Annotated in this window: 18 protein-coding genes; 9 read left to right on the top strand and 9 right to left on the bottom strand. The window is 60.3% G+C overall.

Annotated elements, in window-relative coordinates; all coding sequences use genetic code 11:
• Nucleotides 1–292 precede the first annotated feature (292 nt).
• The 9 genes from mgtE (at nucleotide 293) to F8N36_RS11080 (ending at nucleotide 9,580) form a co-directional block, all read left to right on the top strand.
• Entirely contained in the window at nucleotides 293–1,756 is a 1,464-nt protein-coding gene (mgtE, locus tag F8N36_RS11120; protein WP_291332882.1) for a magnesium transporter, read from the top strand.
• 101 nt (nucleotides 1,757–1,857) lie between these two features.
• Nucleotides 1,858–2,544 carry a response regulator transcription factor gene (locus F8N36_RS11115; RefSeq protein ID WP_291332881.1) on the top strand — a complete coding sequence of 229 codons (687 nt, stop codon included), beginning with the start codon at nucleotides 1,858–1,860 and terminating at the stop codon, nucleotides 2,542–2,544.
• A gap of 685 nt (nucleotides 2,545–3,229) precedes the next feature.
• On the top strand, nucleotides 3,230–4,351 hold the full coding sequence (locus F8N36_RS11110; RefSeq protein WP_291332880.1) for a sulfite exporter TauE/SafE family protein: 1,122 nt from the start codon (nucleotides 3,230–3,232) through the stop codon (nucleotides 4,349–4,351).
• 37 nt (nucleotides 4,352–4,388) lie between these two features.
• Nucleotides 4,389–4,817 (top strand): DUF1634 domain-containing protein, encoded by a 429-nt coding sequence (locus F8N36_RS11105; protein WP_291332879.1) that lies wholly within the window; start codon nucleotides 4,389–4,391, stop codon nucleotides 4,815–4,817.
• 90 nt (nucleotides 4,818–4,907) lie between these two features.
• Entirely contained in the window at nucleotides 4,908–6,668 is a 1,761-nt protein-coding gene (locus tag F8N36_RS11100) for a sensor histidine kinase (protein WP_291332878.1), read from the top strand.
• A gap of 1 nt (nucleotide 6,669) precedes the next feature.
• Nucleotides 6,670–7,068 (top strand): response regulator, encoded by a 399-nt coding sequence (locus tag F8N36_RS11095; protein WP_291332877.1) that lies wholly within the window; start codon nucleotides 6,670–6,672, stop codon nucleotides 7,066–7,068.
• Nucleotides 7,061–7,726 (top strand): sensor histidine kinase, encoded by a 666-nt coding sequence (locus F8N36_RS11090; RefSeq protein ID WP_291332876.1) that lies wholly within the window; start codon nucleotides 7,061–7,063, stop codon nucleotides 7,724–7,726. The genes F8N36_RS11095 and F8N36_RS11090 overlap by 8 nt, the downstream gene beginning before the upstream one ends.
• A 39-nt stretch (nucleotides 7,727–7,765) precedes the next feature.
• Nucleotides 7,766–8,239, top strand: a complete 474-nt coding sequence (locus F8N36_RS11085; protein WP_291332875.1) for a response regulator — start codon at nucleotides 7,766–7,768, stop codon at nucleotides 8,237–8,239.
• A gap of 108 nt (nucleotides 8,240–8,347) precedes the next feature.
• Entirely contained in the window at nucleotides 8,348–9,580 is a 1,233-nt protein-coding gene (locus tag F8N36_RS11080; RefSeq protein ID WP_291332874.1) for a response regulator, read from the top strand.
• Between the two features lie 192 nt (nucleotides 9,581–9,772).
• Here the strand turns inward: F8N36_RS11080 and F8N36_RS11075 are convergent, their stop codons facing one another.
• The 9 genes from F8N36_RS11075 to F8N36_RS11035 form a co-directional block, all read right to left on the bottom strand.
• Nucleotides 9,773–10,168, bottom strand: a complete 396-nt coding sequence (locus F8N36_RS11075; RefSeq protein ID WP_291332873.1) for a PaaI family thioesterase — start codon at nucleotides 10,166–10,168, stop codon at nucleotides 9,773–9,775.
• Nucleotides 10,169–10,246: 78 nt separating this feature from the next.
• Nucleotides 10,247–11,179: a TIM44-like domain-containing protein gene (locus F8N36_RS11070; protein WP_291332872.1), complete on the bottom strand. Its 933-nt coding sequence runs from the start codon at nucleotides 11,177–11,179 to the stop codon at nucleotides 10,247–10,249.
• A gap of 213 nt (nucleotides 11,180–11,392) precedes the next feature.
• Complete coding sequence (locus F8N36_RS11065) at nucleotides 11,393–12,148, bottom strand: 4Fe-4S dicluster domain-containing protein (RefSeq protein ID WP_291332871.1); 756 nt, start codon at nucleotides 12,146–12,148, stop codon at nucleotides 11,393–11,395.
• A gap of 9 nt (nucleotides 12,149–12,157) precedes the next feature.
• Entirely contained in the window at nucleotides 12,158–13,705 is a 1,548-nt protein-coding gene (locus F8N36_RS11060) for a hydrogenase (RefSeq protein ID WP_291332870.1), read from the bottom strand.
• A 62-nt stretch (nucleotides 13,706–13,767) separates the two neighbouring features.
• Nucleotides 13,768–15,264: a proton-conducting transporter membrane subunit gene (locus F8N36_RS11055; RefSeq protein ID WP_291332869.1), complete on the bottom strand. Its 1,497-nt coding sequence runs from the start codon at nucleotides 15,262–15,264 to the stop codon at nucleotides 13,768–13,770.
• Between the two features lie 8 nt (nucleotides 15,265–15,272).
• Nucleotides 15,273–15,896, bottom strand: coding sequence for a hydrogenase-4 component E (locus F8N36_RS11050; RefSeq protein ID WP_291332868.1), 624 nt, complete (start codon nucleotides 15,894–15,896; stop codon nucleotides 15,273–15,275).
• Between the two features lie 2 nt (nucleotides 15,897–15,898).
• Entirely contained in the window at nucleotides 15,899–16,840 is a 942-nt protein-coding gene (locus F8N36_RS11045) for an NADH-quinone oxidoreductase subunit H (RefSeq protein WP_291332867.1), read from the bottom strand.
• On the bottom strand, nucleotides 16,837–18,894 hold the full coding sequence (locus F8N36_RS11040) for a proton-conducting transporter membrane subunit (RefSeq protein ID WP_291332866.1): 2,058 nt from the start codon (nucleotides 18,892–18,894) through the stop codon (nucleotides 16,837–16,839). The genes F8N36_RS11045 and F8N36_RS11040 overlap by 4 nt, the downstream gene beginning before the upstream one ends.
• Before the next feature lie 14 nt (nucleotides 18,895–18,908).
• Nucleotides 18,909–19,865, bottom strand: coding sequence for a UDP-glucuronic acid decarboxylase family protein (locus F8N36_RS11035; RefSeq protein WP_291332865.1), 957 nt, complete (start codon nucleotides 19,863–19,865; stop codon nucleotides 18,909–18,911).
• Nucleotides 19,866–19,887: the final 22 nt, after the last annotated feature.

Raw genomic sequence — 19,887 nt, 5'->3', positions numbered from 1 at the left:
CACAAGCCTGCGAGACTGGCGACAATCTGCTTTTTTTTGTACTACAGTGCCCAGTGCAGGGCGACAGTGCCTGCGGATGTCCATGGCCGCGTTGTAGGCCTCGGTGCGGCCCTGTCAGGTGCTGTGCCGGGCAGCCGCATATGTCTGCAGGGCCTGTATCGCCGCCACTGGCGCGCGTTTTTGAGACTGCCGATCTTGCCGACAGTTTGGCGGAGCTTTGCTGCTCCTAGTTGTTTTGTTGCGCCTCTGGGCGTGAGTTCCTCCTTGGGTACAGACCGGATAAAGGCGCGCCATGGCTGATCTGCACAACGAAAAATTCCGTCCCTTGCCTGCTGAGCAGTCCGGCACTCAACAGTCTGGCGCTGCACAGCCGCAACCAGCCTCCCCTGCGTCTTTGTCTGGCAGCAATATTTCTTCCGCCAGAACAACTTCTGCCGTTTCAGATCAGACCCATGATCTGGATGACGATTTTTCAGTGGAATTTCCTGATGCAGAATTTGTGCATCCGGCCGACATGGCCGACCACCTTGAGAACCTGAGCCTTGAAAAGCAGGTCAGCACGCTGAGCCGCATGTCCAAGGAAGACGCCGCCGAGGCGTTGGCCGAGCTGGACGAAAACATGGCTGTGGACGTGCTGGAAAATCTGGACGACGACGTGGCCGCCCAGATTATCGCCGAAATGTCGCCCGATGACGCCGCCGACGTGCTGGACGAGCTGGACGAAGACCACCGCGATGCCCTGCTGGAAAAGCTCGACCGCGAAGATTCGGAAGAATTGCGCAGCCTGCTCAATTTTGATCCGGATTCCGCGGGCGGTGTCATGAACACCGAGCTCATCCTGCTGGAAAAGAACTTTACGGCGGATGAGGCCATTGCCCACATCCGCAGCGAAATGGCCGACAAGGAAAGCCCCTATTACGCCTATGTGGTGGACGAGCAGCAGGTGCTTGTGGGTGTGCTTTCGCTGCGCGACCTCATGCTTGCGCGGCCGGGAACCCTTGTGGGTGAAGCCGTTGCGGGGCAGAGCGTGGTGAGTGTTACCTACGACACCGACGAGCGCGAAGTTGCCAGTCTTCTCTCGCACTATAATTATCTGGCCATGCCCGTTGTGGACAACGAGGGGCACATTCTCGGCGTGGTAACCTATGACGATATCATGGACATCATGCACGAGGAAGCCAGCGCCGACATGCTGGGCATGGTGGGTGCTGACCCGGAAGAAAGCGTGGATACCCCGTGGCTTGAGAGTGTGCGCAAGCGTCTGCCCTGGCTGTTTGTAAACATGATCAATTCTGCGCTTTCCGCCTCTGTGGTGTACATGTTCGAAGGGTCCATCGCGCAGATGGCCGTGCTGGCCGTACTTATGCCCATGGTGGCAAACCAGGCGGGCAATACCGGGCAGCAGGCCTTGGCGGTTATGATCCGCCAGTTGGCTACTGACCGTTTTGACCAGAAAAAAGCCTGGATGGCCGTGGTGCGTGAGGGCAAGATTGGCATTGTCACCGGTTTTGCCATGGCCGTGGTGGCCTTTTTCGCGGCCTGGTGGTTTACCGGCATGGCCATTGTTGGCGGGGTCATGGGCGGGGCGCTCATGTGCGACATGCTTCTTGGCGCTGTGGCTGGCGGCTCTATTCCTCTTATTTTCAGGGCTCTTGGGCGCGATCCTGCTCAGGCTTCGAGCATTTTTCTTACGACCATCACTGACGGCGCAGGTTTTTTTATCTTTTTAGGCCTGGCCTCTCTGTTCATTTTATAAAAAATTTGTCACCCTTGGCCCGTTTGGTGGGGCGTGTGTCTCCGGCCGCTGCTTTGTAAGCTGACCGAAACATCTGCTGCGTCTGTCGCAAGGCCGTGTTTATGGGTGATATTCCGGGCGAAATCTACCGCATCCTGCTGGTGGACGATCACAAGCTGCTTATGGAGGGCGTGCGCAGTCTGCTTGCGCCCTATGGGCATCTGCGTGTTGTGGGCATGGCGCAAAACGGTGGCGAGGCCGTGGCTCTGGCCGCTTCGCTGCAACCCCACCTGCTGGTGCTCGACCTTGGCATGCCCGGCATGAATGGCCTTGAAACCGGGCGCGCCGTGCTTGAGGTGCGGCCCAAGACGCGCATTCTCGTTTATACCGGGCATGAGGACCAGCGCTGGCTGCCAGAGCTTATTGATCTTGGCATCATGGGCCATGTGCGCAAATCTGAGGCCCCCGGTGTGCTGTTGCGGGCCATCGAGAGCGTGCGACAGGGCGAAATTTTTCTGAGTTTCCCCGATCCCGGCGGGCGTGTGGCCGCCATGCTGCGCCAGCGGCGTGAGGCGGCTGATACGGCCAATGCCGATGCCGGGGCTGATCTGAGTGCGCTTTCGCCGCGCGAAAAAGAGATTTTTCGTCTGCTGGCAGATGGCAAAAGTGTGAAGACAATTGCCGCAGAACTGTATATCAGCCCCAAGACTGTGGAAACCCACAAATACAACCTGCTTACCAAGTTGCAGGCTGGTTCGGTGGGGGATCTGGTCAAGATTGCCATACGCCACGGTTTGGTGAAGGTGTAGCGGAAGGCAGCACCCCTGGGGTGGGGAGAGAGCCTGTCAGCCGCATTTACACAAAACCGACTTTTCCGCCCCGAATGTGTCAGCGCCGGGATTTTGATGCTCACGTACTTGAGTACGCTGCGCTCAAAATCCCGGCGCTTCCTTTTCAGGCCGAAAAAAGCGTATTTTGCAAATTCGCCCAACACCTCCCATCGCCTCCGCTCTGCTGCGGCGAGTTTAAGGAAGGCGGCTCCACGACCTGCTTTTGATGGAGGGGGAGCAAACGATATTTTTTGTCGTCAACCATGTCAGCGGTATTTGGCTGAAGCGGACTTTGCCCGGAGCGGGAGCGATGTATGGCATTTACGCGTCGAGGAGGGAGGGAAGCTCCCGCAGCGCAAGACGCGTGTCCTCGCCACCCTGCGGCAATTGAAAGCTTTTCTTAGGGGGTGCTTCGGGGGGATGCAAGGGGGGCCGCAAAGGGGGCGTAGCCCCATAACCGGCCTCGCCTTGCCCAGCGCCGGGCAGGCGTCCCAACTTCGCCGGAAGGCAAACCCGCGCGCCGCACAGGCGTATCCTCTGGGGAAATCCCTTAGTCATTTTTTCACAATTCAGGATTCTCCTGATAGCGAGCAACCCCTTTCCGACCTAACTTGTGCTGACCGTAAATAAACTTGCGTCGGCAAAAGGCCGCAAGGGGGAAACAATGGCTTTTGATTTCCAAAGAACCCCGAACAGCGGGGCTGTGAATTTCGTGGTAAAGTTCATTCTGCTGCCCGTGGCATTGTGCCTGTGGCTGAGCTGCCCGGCTTCGGCCCAGGCAGACAAAACGCTTCCGGCTGCAACAGCCGTGAGCGCTCAGACGGATAGCGCCGCCCAGCAGGCCCCGGCATTTGTGGCAGTGGCAAGCGCTGAAACATCGGTGCAGGCTGCGCCCGCCGCAACCCAGACTGCTGGTCAGGCTCTTGAGGCTGCCGCCATCGATAACCACCCTTGGTGGTACTGGCCGCTGGCGCTGCTGTTCTTCTGCTTTATTCTCGGCGTTATCGCCGTTATGGCAGGCGTGGGCGGCGGCGTGCTGTTTGTGCCGCTGGTAAGCGGGTTCTTCCCCTTCCACCTCGACTTTGTGCGCGGTGCTGGCCTTATGGTGGCCCTTGCGGGCGCGCTTGCTGCCGGTCCCGGTCTTTTGCGCCGTAACTTTGCCAACCTGCGTCTGGCCCTGCCTGTGGCGCTGATTGCCTCTGCCTGCGCCATTGTGGGCGCCATGCTCGGCCTGGCTCTGCCCACCAATGTTATTCAGACCTGCCTTGGCGCGACCATTCTTGGTATTGCCGTGCTGCTGCTGCTCTCCAAAAACTCTGTGCGCCCCGTGGTTACCACCCAGGACGCAGTGGGTCTGGCGCTTGGCATGAACGGCGTATTTCTTGAGCCCAGCACCGGTGAAGTTGTGGAATGGAAAACCCACCGCACTCTGGCCGGCCTGCTGTTGTTCATCGCCATCGGTATCATGGCCGGCATGTTTGGCCTTGGTGCTGGCTGGGCCAACGTACCCGTGCTCAACCTGCTCATGGGCGCACCCCTCAAGGTGGCCGTGGGTACCTCCAAATTCCTGCTTTCCATCACCGATACTTCTGCCGCCTGGGTTTATCTGAACCAGGGTTGCGTTATTCCGCTCATGGCCGTGCCTTCCATCGTGGGCCTCATGCTCGGCTCTGTGGTGGGCGTACGCTTGCTTGCCAAGGCCAAGCCCAAGTTCATCCGCTACATGGTTATTGGCGTGCTCTTCTTCTCTGGGGCCAAAGCCCTCATGAAGGGTCTCGGTTGGTAAGCCGCATCGGATACGCTTGAATAGAAGGGAGAATAAAATGACCACCGATCTGAAGAACGACATAAAGGCCTCCCCTGCGCAGCTGCGCTATGCCGATACCCTGTTCTACGGCGCTCTGCTTGGTTTTGTGACCATGCTGATTACCTACGCTCTCTACGTGACGGGCGTGCTGACGCCGCAGATTCCGCTGGAAGAAATGCCCCGTCTGTGGAGCCAGAGCGCTGCCGCTTACCGTGCCGCAGGCAACATTCCTCAAGGTTGGGGCTGGGTTGCCCTTGTGGGGAAGGGAGATCTGTGCAATTTCATTGGTATCGCTTTTCTTGCGGCACTCACCATCTTCTGCTTCGTGCAGCTTGCCATTGGTCTGCTGCGGCAAAAGCAGTGGATCATGGCGATAATTGCCATACTTGAAGTGCTGGTGCTCAGCCTTGCGGCTTCGGGCGTGCTGGTGGCTGGCGGCCATTAATCGAGGTTCTGCCTTGCGGGGCCCGGGGAGTGCCGCCGTACAGCAAGCCGCACCAGCGGTAGTAACGGCGGCGCATACCTTGGAGGGCACATGTTTGCCACGATAAAGAACTATTTCGCGCACCTGCTGGAAGTTCCAGAGGCCGTATCCCCGGCCCGGTATCGATCGCTACGGCGGCTGATGACCGTGCTCATGGTGGCGGTTTCGGTGATGCCCCTGCTGTTGCTGGCGGCTATCAGCCACGTGCAGTATACACGCACCCTGGAACGCGAACTGGAAAGCCCCGTGTATGCGCTGGCCCGCAAGTCGCAGGCGGCACTGGAGCTTTATCTTGGCGAACGTATTTCTACGGTGAGCTTTCTGGCCCACGCCTATACGTTCAAGGACCTGCTGGACGAGCGCACCCTCAACCGTGTGTTTCTGGCCTTGAAAAGTGAGTTTCAGGGCTTTGTGGACATGGGGCTGGTGGATGCCGACGGGCGGCAGGTGGGCTATGTGGGGCCGTACAAGCTCAAGGGCGCTGATTACGCTGGCAAGCCCTGGCTGCGTGATACAGAGATCAAGGGGCGCTACCTCAGTAACGCCTTTCTGGGTTACCGCGGGTATCCGCACCTTGTTGTGGCTGTGCACCGGCTGGAAGAAAACGGCGTTTCATGGACTCTGCGTGTGGCAACCGATACCCTGCGCATCCAGCAGGTGGTTTCTACCGTAGGGCCAGAACACGATACAGACGTGTTTCTGGTAGACACAGAGGGCGTGCTGCAAACGGATTCAAATCTTTTTGGCAAGGCTCTGGAAAAACTGCCTCTTGATCTGCCCCCCGCCGCGCACGAAACCGTGGTGCGCCGGGTTACAGACCCCAAGGGCAGGCAGCTCATGGTTGCTTCGTGCGCGCTGGCTGGCACAGACTTTATGCTGCTGGCCGTCAAGCCCACTGAAGACGCCATCCGCCCCTGGCGGTCGCTGAGTACTGAGCTTCTGCTTGTACTATGCGGCGGCATTGCCCTGATTTTCGTGGTGTCCAACATGCTCATGCAGCAGCTTGTAAACAGGCTGCAGGCAAGCGACGAGCGGCGGGTAGCTGTTTTTGCCCAGATGGAACACAACCAGAAGCTTTCGTCCATCGGGCGGCTGGCAGCTGGCGTGGCCCATGAGGTCAACAACCCTCTGGCGGTCATTTACGAAAAGGCGGGTCTTGCCCAGGATCTTTTGAACATGGGCAAGGTGTGCGGCGAAGACAAGGACAGGCAGAGACTGAGCGCCCTGCTTGAAAGTATTGAAAGCACCGTTGAGCGGGCGCGCGGCATTACACACAGGCTGCTGGGCTTTGCCCGGCGCATGGAGGCCAACCGTCAGGCTCTGCATATTGAGGAAGTGATCACGGAAACTCTGGGCTTTCTTGAACGGGAGGCCAAGAACCGTGGCGTAAAGTTTGAAACCGAACTGCCCGCCAACCTGCCCGAAATCGTATCGGACAGGGGCCAGTTGCAGCAGGTTTTTCTCAATATTGTGGGCAACGCGCTTGATGCGCTGGCTGGTAGCGAGGGCGGATCGCAGAAGCCGCAGGGCGAAGAGCGGTTTGTCAAAATCAGCTGCCAGGGCCAGGGAAGATACATGCTGGTGAGTGTGGAAGACAACGGCAAGGGTATGTCGCCTGACGTGCTCAGGCATATATTCGAGCCGTTCTATTCCACCAAAAAAGACAAGGGAACCGGGCTTGGCATGTTTATCACCTATGGCATTGTGCGTAAGCTTGGCGGCGAAATTCATGTGCAAAGCGAAGAAGGGCGGGGCAGCATCGTGCGTATAACCCTGCCGCTTACTCCGCCAGATGTCGCAGTGGAGGTGTAGAATGGCATTGCGCATACTTCTGGCTGACGACGAAAAGGAATTTGTGGACACCCTGGCAGAGCGTCTTTCGCTTCGCGGATACGCGCCTTACGTGGTCTACGACGGTATCAGCGCCCTTCAGGCCGCAACGCCTGAAATGCCCGATGTCGTGGTGCTTGACCTCTTCATGCCCGGTCTGCCGGGTGATGAAGTGCTGCGCCGCCTCAAGGTGCTGTACCCCCATCTGCCGGTTATTCTGCTTACCGGGCACGAGGCTGTGGACGACAACGGCACAAACCCCGTGGCACAGGCCTTTGCCTGCCTTACAAAGCCTTTGAGTTTCAACGTGTTTCTGGAAACGCTGCAGGCCGCGGCGCGTGAAGGCAAGGAATGTGCAGCCAACGGAGCAGGCCATGAATGAAAGTCAGTGCATGGCCCGCTTGCTGGCCTCTGCCGTTCACGACATGCGCAACGTGCTGGCGGTGATACGTGAATCAGCCGGTCTGGCGCAGGACCTTGCCTCTCTTGCGGGCGGCAAGACCGTGAGCGCGCAGGGTACAGAGCGCCTTTCAACGGCCCTTGGCGAAGTGCAACGCTCCATCATTCAGGGGGCGGCCCTTTCCGAAGCCATGGACTACATGGCGCAGGCGGGGGGCATGGAGCCGGGCGGCGCTGGCCCCTGCGATCTTGCGCGTGTGTGCCGCAGCTTTTGCCTGCTGGCGGCCCGGCAGGCGCGCGCCGCGCAGATTCACCTGACCAGCGGCGAGACCGACGAGCCCGTGTGGGCAAACGTGCCGCCTCTGGCCGTGCTGCGCTCGCTGCTTGAGGTTTTTGACCTCTGCGCTTCTGTGGGGGGGCAGGTAAACCTGCGCCTTACCGCGGGGCGGCGGCAAAAAGAAGAAGGCATTATTGTAGAGGCACTGGAAGGCGCCAACCGAGAGATGGCCCTTGCGGCCATGACGGGCAGCCCCATGCTCGACGGCATACGCCCCGGCTGGCGTGCCGTGCTTATGCCCTGGCGTGATGCCGGGCCAAGATTTTTCCTTTCCATTTCGGCCTGCGATAGCGAAGGCGAATAACTGGCACCGGCATGTTGCCGGGCCTTCAAGGAGTATTCCATGACCAAGGAAGACATCAAAATCCTGCTGGTGGACGACGAAAAGCAGTTTGTGGACACTCTTTCCGAGCGTCTGGCCATGCGCGGCTTTGAAGCGCGTGTTGCCTACGATGGCCCGGAAGCCCTCAAGGCCGTCGAACAGCCCACCGACGTTATCGTGCTTGACCTGCGCATGCCCGGCATGGACGGCTTTGAAGTGCTGCGCAACGTCAAAAAGAGCAACCCGCAGGTGCAGGTCATCATTCTTACGGGCCACGGCGGCGACGCCGAGGAACAGACCGCCTATCGCATGGGCGCGTACAACTTTCTCAGAAAGCCCATGGACATCGACGAACTGCTCAACAGCATTCGCATGGCCTACCGCGACAAGCTTGAAAACGCCATGGTGGCCGTTTCTCTGGCCGAAGGCGGCGACTTTGACGCAGCCCGTGACGTTATGAATGAAAAAGACGTGCTTGAAGAGCACGGCAAGTAGATCATGATGCAGTGCAGGCTGTAGGCCGGATGAACGCATCCGGCCTGCGGCCTGAAGATGAGGTCTTAAGGCCCGTGTTTCGGCAGTGGTTCGTTCTAGGAGTTCGCCATGCGTGTGCTTGTTGTGGATGACGAACCCGCCTTTTCGGAACCCTTGGCAGAACGTTTGGCCTTGCGCGGCTACGATACAGCCACAGCGCAGGATGCCGATGCCGCCCTGGCCGAACTGGCGCGCAGTCCCCGCGACCTCATATTTCTTGATGTGGGGCTGCCGGGCATGGACGGCGTTGATCTGCTGAAAGTTCTGCGCGAGCGCTACCCACAGGTTGATGTGGTGATGCTGTCTGGCGCGGGCGACATGGGCAAGGCCGTGCAGGCCATGCGGCGCGGGGCCCTGAACTGGCTTTCAAAACCCGTGGGCATGGATGGCATTCTGGCAGAATGCCGCAAGGCAGCAGAGCGCGCGGGCGCAAGGCAGGAGGCGGCACGGCTGGCCGAGGCCGCACGCTGGCGCAGCTTTGGCCGGGTGGCGGAGGGCGTAGCCCATGAGGTCAACAATCCGCTGAACATCATGGTTCAGGCTGCAGGCCTCATACGCGATTGCCTTGAAGAGCCCGAAGCCGCTGCCCTGCCAGACATTGATGAAGTGCGCGATGCCGTAAACACCATACGCACGCAGAGCCTGCGGGTGCGCGAAATTACGCGCAAGCTGCTCATGGTGGGGCACGGGCTCGACCCCCGCGTGGGCGCACTGGACGTGGCCGCAGAAGTTGGGCACGTGCTGCGCCTGCTGGCCGAGCGCATGGAAAGCGCGCATGTTCATTGTGAGGTGTCAGTGCCGCAGGGCGAGGGAGCGCCGCGTCTGCTGGGTTCTGCCCCGGAATTGCAGCAGATATGCCTGCACCTGCTTGAAAACGCACTGGATGCGCTTTGCGACATGGATTCCGCCCCGGCGGAAGGTGAGGACACTGCCGCGCCTGCCAGCCGTAACAGCAAGATTATCCTCACGGCATCCACACGCAGGGATGCCCAGGGTCGCGACTGGTACGATCTGGTGGTGAGCGACAACGGCCCCGGCATTGCCCCAGACATCATGCCGCACATTTTTGAACCCTTTTTCAGCACCCGCGCGCTGCAGAGTCCAGTGGCCGCAAACGCAGCAGGTGGAAAAACCCTTGGCCGCTATGTGGGGCTGGGGCTAGCAGTGGCCCGTTCACTGGCCCACGCGCGCGGCGGCGAACTTGTGGCCGCCAACAGACCGCAGGGCGGAGCTGAATTCTGCCTCAGTCTTCCTCTCGCCGAAGGGCAGGGGGCAACTCCAGAGGCTACGGCGCAGGCCTGACCGGCTGAAAGAAATTTTATGAATTGCGCGCAGCGTTATTTGCGTTGACGTTGCGCCTTTCCATCACCTCCTCGCCCCAAGCGTTTACGGTGGAAGCCCCTTGCCATGGGTTCGGCAGGGGGCAATTTTTTTGGCGCAGGCGCAAAAAAAGCCCCTGCACAGGGCAGGGGCCGATAACGCATCGCGTTTGCTCTAGTCAGGCAGGAGCACGTCTGTCTGAAAGCCAGCGGCCACGCACTTTGCGATAAGGTCGCCGGAACCATCGTAGATTTTTACATCATAGCTCAGAATATGCTTGCCGGTGCGCACCACAAAGGCCTCTGCCGTGAGAGGGGAAACTTTGCCCGGGCGCAGGTATTCGATGGTGGTGTTGAGGCTCACCACGCCATAATCCTTGCCAGCGTTGGCCGCAGCACCAAATGCCACGTCTGCCAGGGCAAAGATGGCACCGCCGTGGGCCATCCCCATACCGTTTTTGTGGTTTTCGGTTATGGGCATGATAACCTTGGCATATTCGGTTGTGGCCTCGACAATATTCATATCGAGGTAGCGCATAAGCTTGTCGTATTTTTTGACGTAGTTCTTCATTCCTTCCCCACACTATTAAAAAAGGGCTGAGAGCCGAAACTCCCAGCCCTGTGGTGATAAAACAAGGCTCTGGCAGGATTATTCCACCTGCTGAATGCCATCCAGTTTCCAGTTTCCGCCTGTGACCGGGCGTACGAAGTGCCATACTTCGCGCGCGGAAGACGGGGTTTCCTGCGCAGGGGTTTCGCGCAGCAGCACATCAAAGAACACCTGGGCGTACTGCTCTTCGCCTTCGTTGGTCACGCCCAGCAATTGGGCATTGACCAGCAGAATTTCTGTGGTGCTGGGTTTGGGGTCCGCAGCCATCTGTTCGCGTACCGAATTTTGCACGGCTTCGGTGGTGAACTGCGTGATGTCGTTCATGTCGCGTTTGTCCCACGAGGCCTGCAGGCGGGTATAGGCCATTTTGGCGCCTCGCAGGAATTCGTCGGCGTCAAATCCGGGGGGCATGGGAATCTGGGGGCCAGGGGTTTCAGCCTGGGCAGCACCCTGACCTCGCAGGGCGTCCCAGCCGTTGCTGCCGGTTTCTTCGCGCATCATGCCCGCCTGGCGCTGGTCGGCCTGCGAGCCTTGTGCACCTTCTGCACCGGCTGCCGCCTGCGCGGGCCTTTGCGAGCCCCGAAAGGCTGCAAACAGCTTAAGGCCGATGAAGACCACCAGGCCAAAAAGCAGAATATCCATAAAACCGCCGCCAGCAAAACCGTGGCCGCCAAGCAGCGAACCTATGAGCGTGCCTGCCAGCAGGCCGCCCATGAGCCCGCCCATGCCGCCAAAAAGACCACCAGGACGGCCAGCTGCCGGAGCGGGCTGGGCCTGAGGCTGGCTGGGGTTGGGCTTGTTTTGAAAAGCAGGCTGCTGGGGACGCGGCGCAGGTGCGGGCGTGCTCATGAAGGGCTTGCTTCCAAAAGAGCTGCCGCCGCCAAGGCGAGCCGCCAGTGCGTCATCAGTAAAGGTGAGCATGAGCGAACAGCAGAGCAGAACCAGAATCGACAAAAAGGCTTTTATTTGCATGAACATCTCCCATAAGGGCGGTGTTGGTCATCTCCTTGATCGGCAGATATGACCGGAAAGTACGTTCTGTACGGGCCTTATCTACTATAATCATTGTGCAGATTAAGGCAAGTCGGCCCTCGCCGCGGCAGGGGCGCACCTTAAGTGCCTACGCCGCATTACAAATTTTGTTACGCGGCAAGGCCAAATGATTATGGTGCTGACCGTGGTGTGCTATTTTTGCAGCGAGGTCAGGCCGTCCAGAATTGTCCACGGGTTGGGTGGGCAGCCGGGGATAAACAGGTCTACTGGCAGCAGATCGGTGACGCCCTTGTTGCACTGATCGCTGTCACGAAACAGCCCGCCAGAAATGGCGCACACGCCAACAGCCACCACCAGGCGGGGCTGCGGCACGGCCTTGAAGGTATCCAGCAGGGCCAGACGCATGTTTTCCGAAACCGGGCCAGTTACGGCAATGCCATCCGCATGGCGGGGCGATGCCACAAAGTCGATGCCAAAGCGCCCAAGATCAAACACCAGGGTGGTCAGCACATTGCAGTCTGCCTCACAGGCGTTGCAGCCCGCGGCACTGACCTGCCGCAGCTTGAGCGAGCGGCGAAACATTGAAAACCGAGCAGGTGTGGGCTGCTGCACGTGGGGTTGTCCGGGAACAACCAGCAGACCCTCCCGGGTAAACGATGCCATGCGGTGCTCGCCGGTAAAGGTAAATGCACCCTTGGGGCAGGCCGCGCGGCACGCGCCGCAATAGGTGCAGCGTCCCATGTCGAGCGTTGGCGTGCCGTCCTCGCTGCCTGCGGTGGGCAGCAGCGCACCAGACGGGCAGGCCGCAAAACAGGCGCGGCATGTGCCGCACGCAACCTGTGCCAGTTCGGGCCGCCCCATGTAGCGGGGGGAAAGCGCAGGCTGACGGTTGGGATAATCCAGCGTGCGGTATTTCTGGTGCAGGCGTTCCTTGATGATACGCAGCATGTCAAAGCCTCACAGATCGTATCCGCAATACGAGAGGTTGAAACTCTTGTTGCAGAGCGGGAAGTCGGAAATCTGGTTGCCGCGAAGCGCCATGGCAAGCCCCGGCCAGTTGTGGAACGAGGGATCGATGGCCTTGTAGGCCAAAAAACCGCCGTCAGGACCAGTAACGGCCACATGGCAGATCTCGCCGCGCCAGCCCTCGACCTGCGATACCGCCAGTGTATGGGGCGGCAGTGCGCTGGCGTCCAGCTGCGCGGGCTCGTTGGCCAGCGCCGGAATATTCGCAAGCGTGGCAAGGTCGCTCTCGAGCAGCCGCAGCGAATCGTCAATTTCGTTGCTGCGCACAAGGGTGCGGGCCAGCACGTCGCCGGTGTTTTCCACCCGTGGGGCGCAATCCTTGCTGGGCAGGTCGGAGAGGGGGAAGTGAAAACGCGCGTCAAGCCTGAGCCCGCAGGCGCGAGCGGGCATGCCCACAAGGCCGAGGTTCTGCGCGGTTTCCTTGCTCACAAAACCCGTGCCGATGAGGCGTTCATGCACGCTCTGGCTGTGCAGCATCACGTCCACAGCGCCGCGTACGTCGCGCCCGGCGGCCTTGATGCGGGCCAGCATGTCGGCGCATTCGTCGGCGTTGAGATCGTATGCCGTGCCACCAAAGCGCAGCAGCCCGCGGCCAAAACGGTTGCCGCACAGGCAGGCCGTGGTGTTGAGAAAATCGCCGCGAATTCGGCCATTCCACGATGCCGTGGGCAAAAAGCCCGTATCGCCGGCAATGGCTCCAAGGTCGCCCGTGTGGTTGGCAAGGCGTTCAAGCTCAAGGCCAACGCGGCGCAGACGGTGGGCACGCGGCGCAACCACGCAACCCGCGAGTCGTTCAAGCAGTACGCAGTGTGCCGTGGCATGCCCCACGGTGGTGTCGCCAGCGGCGCATTCCAGCAGGGGCAGGCAGCGGGCGAGCGGGCCGTGGAGCAGCATGTTTTCAATGCCCCGATGCTGGTAGCCCAGTGCAATCTCGAGGTGCATCACATTTTCGCCGTGGCACTGAAAGCGAAAATGACCGGGTTCGATCACGCCCGCATGCACAGGGCCAACGGCCACCTCGTGGACTTCTTCGCCCTCAATTCTGAAGAATGCGTAGGGCTTGGGTTCACTGGTCGGGGCCGCCGCAAGGGAGCCGCCCTCGGCGGAGGTTCTGGCGTGGGCTTCGGCTGCGTCGGGTATGCGGCGCACGCTCTTGAGCCACGGATGACCCAGAGGTTCGATGCCCCACTGTTCAAAAATTTCGCGTTCAAAAAGGTGGGTCTGCGGCGTGGCGGGCGTCATGGAAGCATAGGATTGCACAGGCTCGGTACGCAGGGCGGCAAGATAGTGCGAGCTGTCTTGCGCCAGCACACAGCACAGCCCGGCGGGAGCGTTGTTTTCAGAAGACTGCGGCAGGCCAAAAAGGGCCAGCAGCCGCCAGCCTTCGGAAACATAACGGCGCACAAAATCGCCCATTTCTTCTACAGAAACCGGGGGCATGCCCGAAAGCGGCACGGTATCGCGGTAATCGAATAGCATCGGCCCTCTCACCGTTAGCGGTGCAAAACCCGTTTTGCGGGTTTTGCCTTCAGCCTTTGGCGCTACGCGCCTATGAGCGCAGCGGCGCGGTTAAGAAAATTCCACAGCCAGTCGGGAATCCACACGCCCAGTGTAAGCACGGCCAGCCCAAGGGCCAGCGGCGGCAAAATACTCAGTGCAGGTTCAGAATTTGAAGGCGGCAGATCCACAGGGCGGTTGCCCTGCACCATGCGCAGCACCGCCACAGAAAGTCCCACAAAGATGATGGCCAGCAGCACCAGATACCCGGCAGAAAGCCAGGGCAGGCCTGCGGCAAGCATGCCCTTGAATATCAGCAGTTCGCTGACAAAAAGACCAAAGGGCGGCGAACCTGCCACGGCCAGAAAGCCAGCAGTCCACAGCGCTGCCGTGGCGGGCATGGTCCAGCGCATGCCGTGCACGTCGTAGCTCGAATAGGTATGGTAGCGGGCCAGAATGTTGCCCGACAACAAAAAGAGCATGCACTTGGTGAGCGAATGGCACACGGCGTGCAGCATTGCGCCGGGTACGGCAACACCGCCCACGCCGATACCCAGAGCCAGAATGCCCATATGCTCAACGCTCGAATATGCCAGCATGCGCTTGTAATGCCCTTGCCCCACAATAAAGATGGCCGCGATCAGCAGTGAGAGCAGGCCAAAAAACATGAGCATGCCGCCAGAAAGTCCGCCAAGTCCCGCAGCCAGCATTATCTGATGGCCGCGCAGCATGCCCAGCATGGCACAGTTGAGCAGCGCCCCCGAGAGCAGTGCCGAAACAAGCGATGGAGCCTGACTGTGCGCGTCGGGCAGCCAGTTGTGCAGAGGGGCAAGGCCCATCTTGGTGCCGTAACCCACCAGCAGAAAAACAAAGGCCGCCTTGAGCCATGTGGGTTCGGCCAGGGCCGCGTTGCGCACAAACCAGCCCACCTGGTCCATGCTGTCGGCCGAGCCGCTGGCTCCTTCCGCCCCGTGAAAAGCCACGGCAAGCAGAATGTTGCCGAGCAGCGCAAGGGCAATGCCCACAGAACAGATGATCAGGTATTTCCACGTGGCTTCAAGCGAGCGCTTGTGCCGGTGAAAATAGATGAGCTGCGCGCTTGAAAGCGTGGTGGCTTCAATGCCCACCCACTGTGCGCCCATGTGCGGCGTAATGGTCACCAGAGTCATGGCGCTGAGAAAAAAGCACAGGCAGGCGGTAAAGCGGCGCTCCGGCGCGTTGGTGAAGCGCCCGTGGTCCAGAATGTTGGTGTGCACGCCTATGCGTTCTTCTTCGCGCAGGTAATGCATGGCGTAGAACGAGGCCGCCAGAAACAGCACACTGGCCAGCATGAGAAAGAGCACGCCCAGGGCGTCGGGGGCCAGCAGGCCATCAAGTTCGGCGAGGGTTTCCCCCCCTCCAACGCGCACTGCCGTCATGGCCGCAAGGGCGGTATGCGTCAACGCCGTGAGGGGCAGACCCACACGACAGATCACGGCGCGGCCCCACAACAGCATTATGCAGCCCGCACACAGGGGAACAAAAATAAGCGCAGTCAGCATGGCTTTTCCTAATCTCGAAGGCTGCGGAACCGGGCCACGTCAATGGAGGCAAAGGAATCGCTGATGTGGTTGATGGCGATGCCCATGACAAATACCGCCACAAAAACGTCCAGCAGCAGGGCCAGCTCAAACCACACAGTACCTGTGGTCATAAGCGGCACGCCCAGCAGAAAGATGCCGTTTTCCGCCACCAGATAGCCAATAACCTGGGTAATGGCCTTTATGCGGCCCACAATCAGAATCAGCCCGCAAAACAGAGTTGCCAGTCCGGTGGGCAGCAGCAGCTGGGGGTAAAGCCCCAGAGGCATGACCAGCCTGCCTTCCAGCCAGATCGAAAAAATCAGCCCTGCCATGCCAGCCAGCACGCCCAGTCCAACCCTTCGGGTGGGGCATACAAGGGCATCGGCGGGCAGCCGTTTTTGCGTGCGCCACAGCATGCCGGGCAACAGCATGCCCTTGATGAGCAGCACGGCACCAGCCAGCAGGGCGTGATCGAGGCTCAGCAGCAGTGCTGCCAGCAGCAGGCCCTGCAGTGCGGTGAGCCGGGTCATGCCCGGCACGCGCCGCGTGGCCAGCAGCAGAAAGTTGCTCAAAACAAGCAAAAACAGACAGGATTGCAAAAGCGTGGTCATGGCTACCTCGCCTGGGTGAGAATAAGCGTCAGCATGCCCATGGCGGCCGCAGCGCCCAGCAGGTAGGCAACCCGCTCCATGCGCAGGCGCGCCATAACCGATTCCACAATGCCCACAACCACGGCCAGCAGCAGTACAATGCCCACGCGCAGGCCCATCTGCTCCCATAGGGGCAGGGCCGGGGTAATCAACCCTGCGATCAGGGCGGCAAAAAACCACAGTTTGAGTGCCGCACCGTACAGAATCAGGGCCATGTTGGGGCCGGAGTGGTCGAGCACCATAACCTCATGGATCATGGTCAGCTCAAGGTGCGTGTTGGGGTCGTCCACAGGGATGCGGCAGTTTTCCACCAGCAGCAGGATGAAAAAAATCACGGGCAGAAGCAGCAGTTCGCCCTTGCCGGTCAGCCATGCTCCGGCGGTCTGCCCGCCAAACATGGTCGAGAGGCTGAATGCAGTATCCGCGCCGTGGCCAAGCCCCAGACACAGACTGGTGAGCACCATGAGCGCCAGAAAAAACACGGGTTCCGCAAGGGCCGAGAAGGTGCCCTCGCGGCTTGCGCCCATGCCTTCAAATGCAGAGCCGGTATCCAGCGCGCCAAGCATGATGGCAAAGCGCCCCACGCCCAGCAGATAGGCGGCCAGCACAAAATCGCCAGCAAAAGCCAGCGGGGAAACCGCGCCCCCCAGTGGCAGCAGGGCCAGCGCGCACAATGTGCCCGCCAGAGCCACAGAGGGCGCAACGGCAAATGTCCAGGTTGATGTGCGGCTGATGACCTCGCCCTTGCGCAGCAGCTTGGCGATGTCATAGTAGGTTTGCAGCAAGGGCTTGCCGTGGCGACCGGCAAACTTGGCCTTTACCCGGTTGATGATGCCGGGCAGCAGTGGAGCCAGCACCAGTGCAATGGCAAACTGCGCGAGGTAGACGGCTAGTTCGGCATTCATGAACGCAGCCCCCACACCAGCAGCCCCACCACTGTGGCCAGAATGTAAAGAATGTAGAGATGGATCTTGCCGTGCTGGATAACCTTGCAGGCGTTGCAGATGCTCTCTACAGCGGTAAACAGCGGCGTAAACAGCCCGCTGCGCAGGCGGTCGGGCGCGGTGACACTCAGCTGGCCGCCCCTGGAGAAAAGTCCATCGTCCATCTGCAGCCGGGTTTTGAGGCCCATGGCCGGGGCAAAAATCTTGGCTGTGGGTTCTGAGAATCCCGCGTCAGTGTACTGGATGCGGGCAGAACCACCCTGAAAGCCACAGCCCCACGTGGGCATGGATTCCACAGCGCGTTTTTTGAGCAGGCAGCGGCGTACAAGCAGAATCAGCAGCGCCAGGGCCAGCCCGGTTCCGCCGATTTTTGCCACGCTGGCAAGGCTTGCGTGCGTTTGGGCAAGTCCTGCCAATCCCGCCTGCTGCAACGATTGCGGCAGGGGCAGGGAGCTTTGCGCTGCTCCGGCTGCCAGATCAAAAACCCAGGGCGCCGCAAGGCCGCCAGCAAGACAGGCTGCGGCGGGCAGGGCAAGGGGCCAGAGAGTACTCCACGAAAGGGAGTGTACGTTGGTCGCCTGGCTTGAGCGCGGCTCGCCCAGAAATACTATGCCGTATGCCTTGGCGTACAGGGCGGCGGCAAGGCCGCTGATACAGGCAAGGCCCGCCAGGGCCAGCAGCAGGCCCACCTGCCGTTCAACACCCAAAAGCGCGGGGCCGTCCAGCAGCGAAAGGCCAAGCACAAGCTCGCCCGTAAATCCGTTAAAGGGAGGCAGACAGGCGATTGCCGCCGCGCCCACGGCAAACAGGGCTCCCAGCAGGGGCATGCGTTTCTGCAGGCCCCCCAGATACTGCATGCGCACTGTTCCCGTGGCGTGCAGCACTTCGCCCGCGCAGAGAAACAGCAGGCCCTTGAATGCCGAGTGGTTGAGCATGTGCAGCAGCGCGCCCGAAAAACCCAGTACTGCGATCCAGGCGTTGCCGCAGCTCTGGCCGACAAGCCCAGCGCCCAGCCCCATGACCATGAGGCCCATGTTTTCCACGCTCGAATAGGCCAGCAGACGCTTGAGGTTGCTTTGGGCCGTGGCTTTAAGAATGCCCATAAGAGCGGTGGCAAGGCCCAGAATCAGCAGAGCCCAGCCCCACCATTCTGGTGCGGCACCCGCAGGAGCCAGTATGCCCACGCTGCGGATTATGCCGTAAAAACCCGCATTGATCATTGCGCCAGAAAGCAGGGCAGAAACGTGGCTGGGGGCTGCGGGGTGCGCTTCTGGCAGCCATACATGCAGGGGCGCAAGCCCCGCCTTGGCACCAAAGCCAGCTACGGCCAGCACAAACAGCGCGGTGAGCAGGCCGGGGCCGGAGTGCCCCATCTGTTCCAGTGTGCGCGCCAGCACCGTGCCGCCCTGCAGGGCATCGAGCGAGGTATCGCCCGTGGTCTGCCACAGCAGGGTAAAGAACGCCATCAGGGCCACAGCGCCCAGATGCGCGGCCACCAGATACACCCACGAGGCATCGCGCACCTTGCTGTCGCCGTCATTGAAATCAATAAGAAAGAAGGGCGCCAGCGACATGATTTCCCACGCCAGCATGAACAGCACGGCATCGCGGGCCGTCATCACCAAGGCAAGACCAATGAGCAGCATATGAAAAAAGAACCAGTGCGCCCCAAGGTTGTGGCGTTCTGGTTCTTCGTGCCGCAGGGCAATGCCCCCGGCTGCTGCGCATACAAGGCCCAGCCCGAAAACAGGCAACAGGAACAGGCGGCTTAAGGCATCCATGCCCAGTGCGCACGAGCCCACTGGCAGGGCCAGGGGCAGGCGAAGGCTTTCGTAACCGGCCCATGGGCCAGCTGCGACAGCGCACAGGCCTGTAATGCAGCCCACAAAAGCACCGGAAACACCGACCAGACTGGCCGCGCGTCCGGTGCCCTTTGAGGGCGGGCGCACGGCCAACATGGCACACAGAGCAGCCGTGGCTGCCAGAATGCAGATCGCCGTGATAAAAAGAAACATGATTGCCAGAAAACCTACGCCATGCCGTTTTTCAGTTGCGTGTCAAAGTAGGCTATGGTTTTGACCAGGCCTTCTTCCAGGGCGACCTTGGGTTCCCAGCCAAGTTTTTCGCGGGCTAGGGTGATGTCGGGCTTGCGCTGCTTGGGGTCGTCGCCGGGCAGGGGTTCGTAAGAAATCACCGATTTGCTGCCGGTCATTTCCACAACCTTTTCTGCCAGTTCGCGAATGGTGAATTCGCCGGGGTTGCCCATGTTCATGGGGCCGACAAAGTCAACAGGCGAGGCCATGAAGCGGATCATGCACTCCACCAGATCGTCCACATAGCAGAATGAGCGGGTCTGCGAGCCATCGCCGTAAATGGTGATGGGCTGGCCCTTGAGCGCCTGGATGATGAAATTGGACACCACGCGGCCATCGTTGGGGTGCATCTTGGGACCGTAGGTATTGAAGATGCGGCCAACCTTGATGGGCAGGTCGCCCTGACGCCAGTAGGCAAAGAACAGGGCTTCGGCGCAGCGCTTGCCCTCGTCGTAGCACGAGCGGATGCCGTTGGGGTTCACATGGCCCCAGTAGCTTTCAGGCTGCGGATGGATTTCGGGGTCGCCGTATACTTCGCTGGTAGATGCCTGATAGATGCGCGCGCCAAGCCTTTTGGCCAGGCCCAGCATGTTGATGGCACCGTGCACGCAGGTCTTGATGGTCTGCACCGGATCGTGCTGATAATGTATGGGCGAGGCCGGGCAGGCCAGATTGTAGATTTCATCCACCTCAACATAGAGGGGAAAGGTCACGTCGTGGCGGATAAGCTCAAACCTGCGGTTGTCCATGAGCTCTTCAACATTGGCGCGGGCGCTGGAAAAAAAGTTGTCCACGCAGAGCACTTCGTGCCCTTCGTTGAGCAGACGCTCGCAGAGATGTGAGCCCAAAAAACCGGAACCGCCAGTGACCAGAATGCGTTTGCGGAGATGCATGATTCCCCCGGAAAAAGTATAG

The organism is Desulfovibrio sp. (genome assembly GCF_009712225.1).
Lineage (GTDB): Bacteria > Desulfobacterota > Desulfovibrionia > Desulfovibrionales > Desulfovibrionaceae > Desulfovibrio.
The sequence above is the reverse complement of the archived record's forward strand: the minus strand, read 5'-3'. Positions and strand labels throughout refer to the sequence as shown.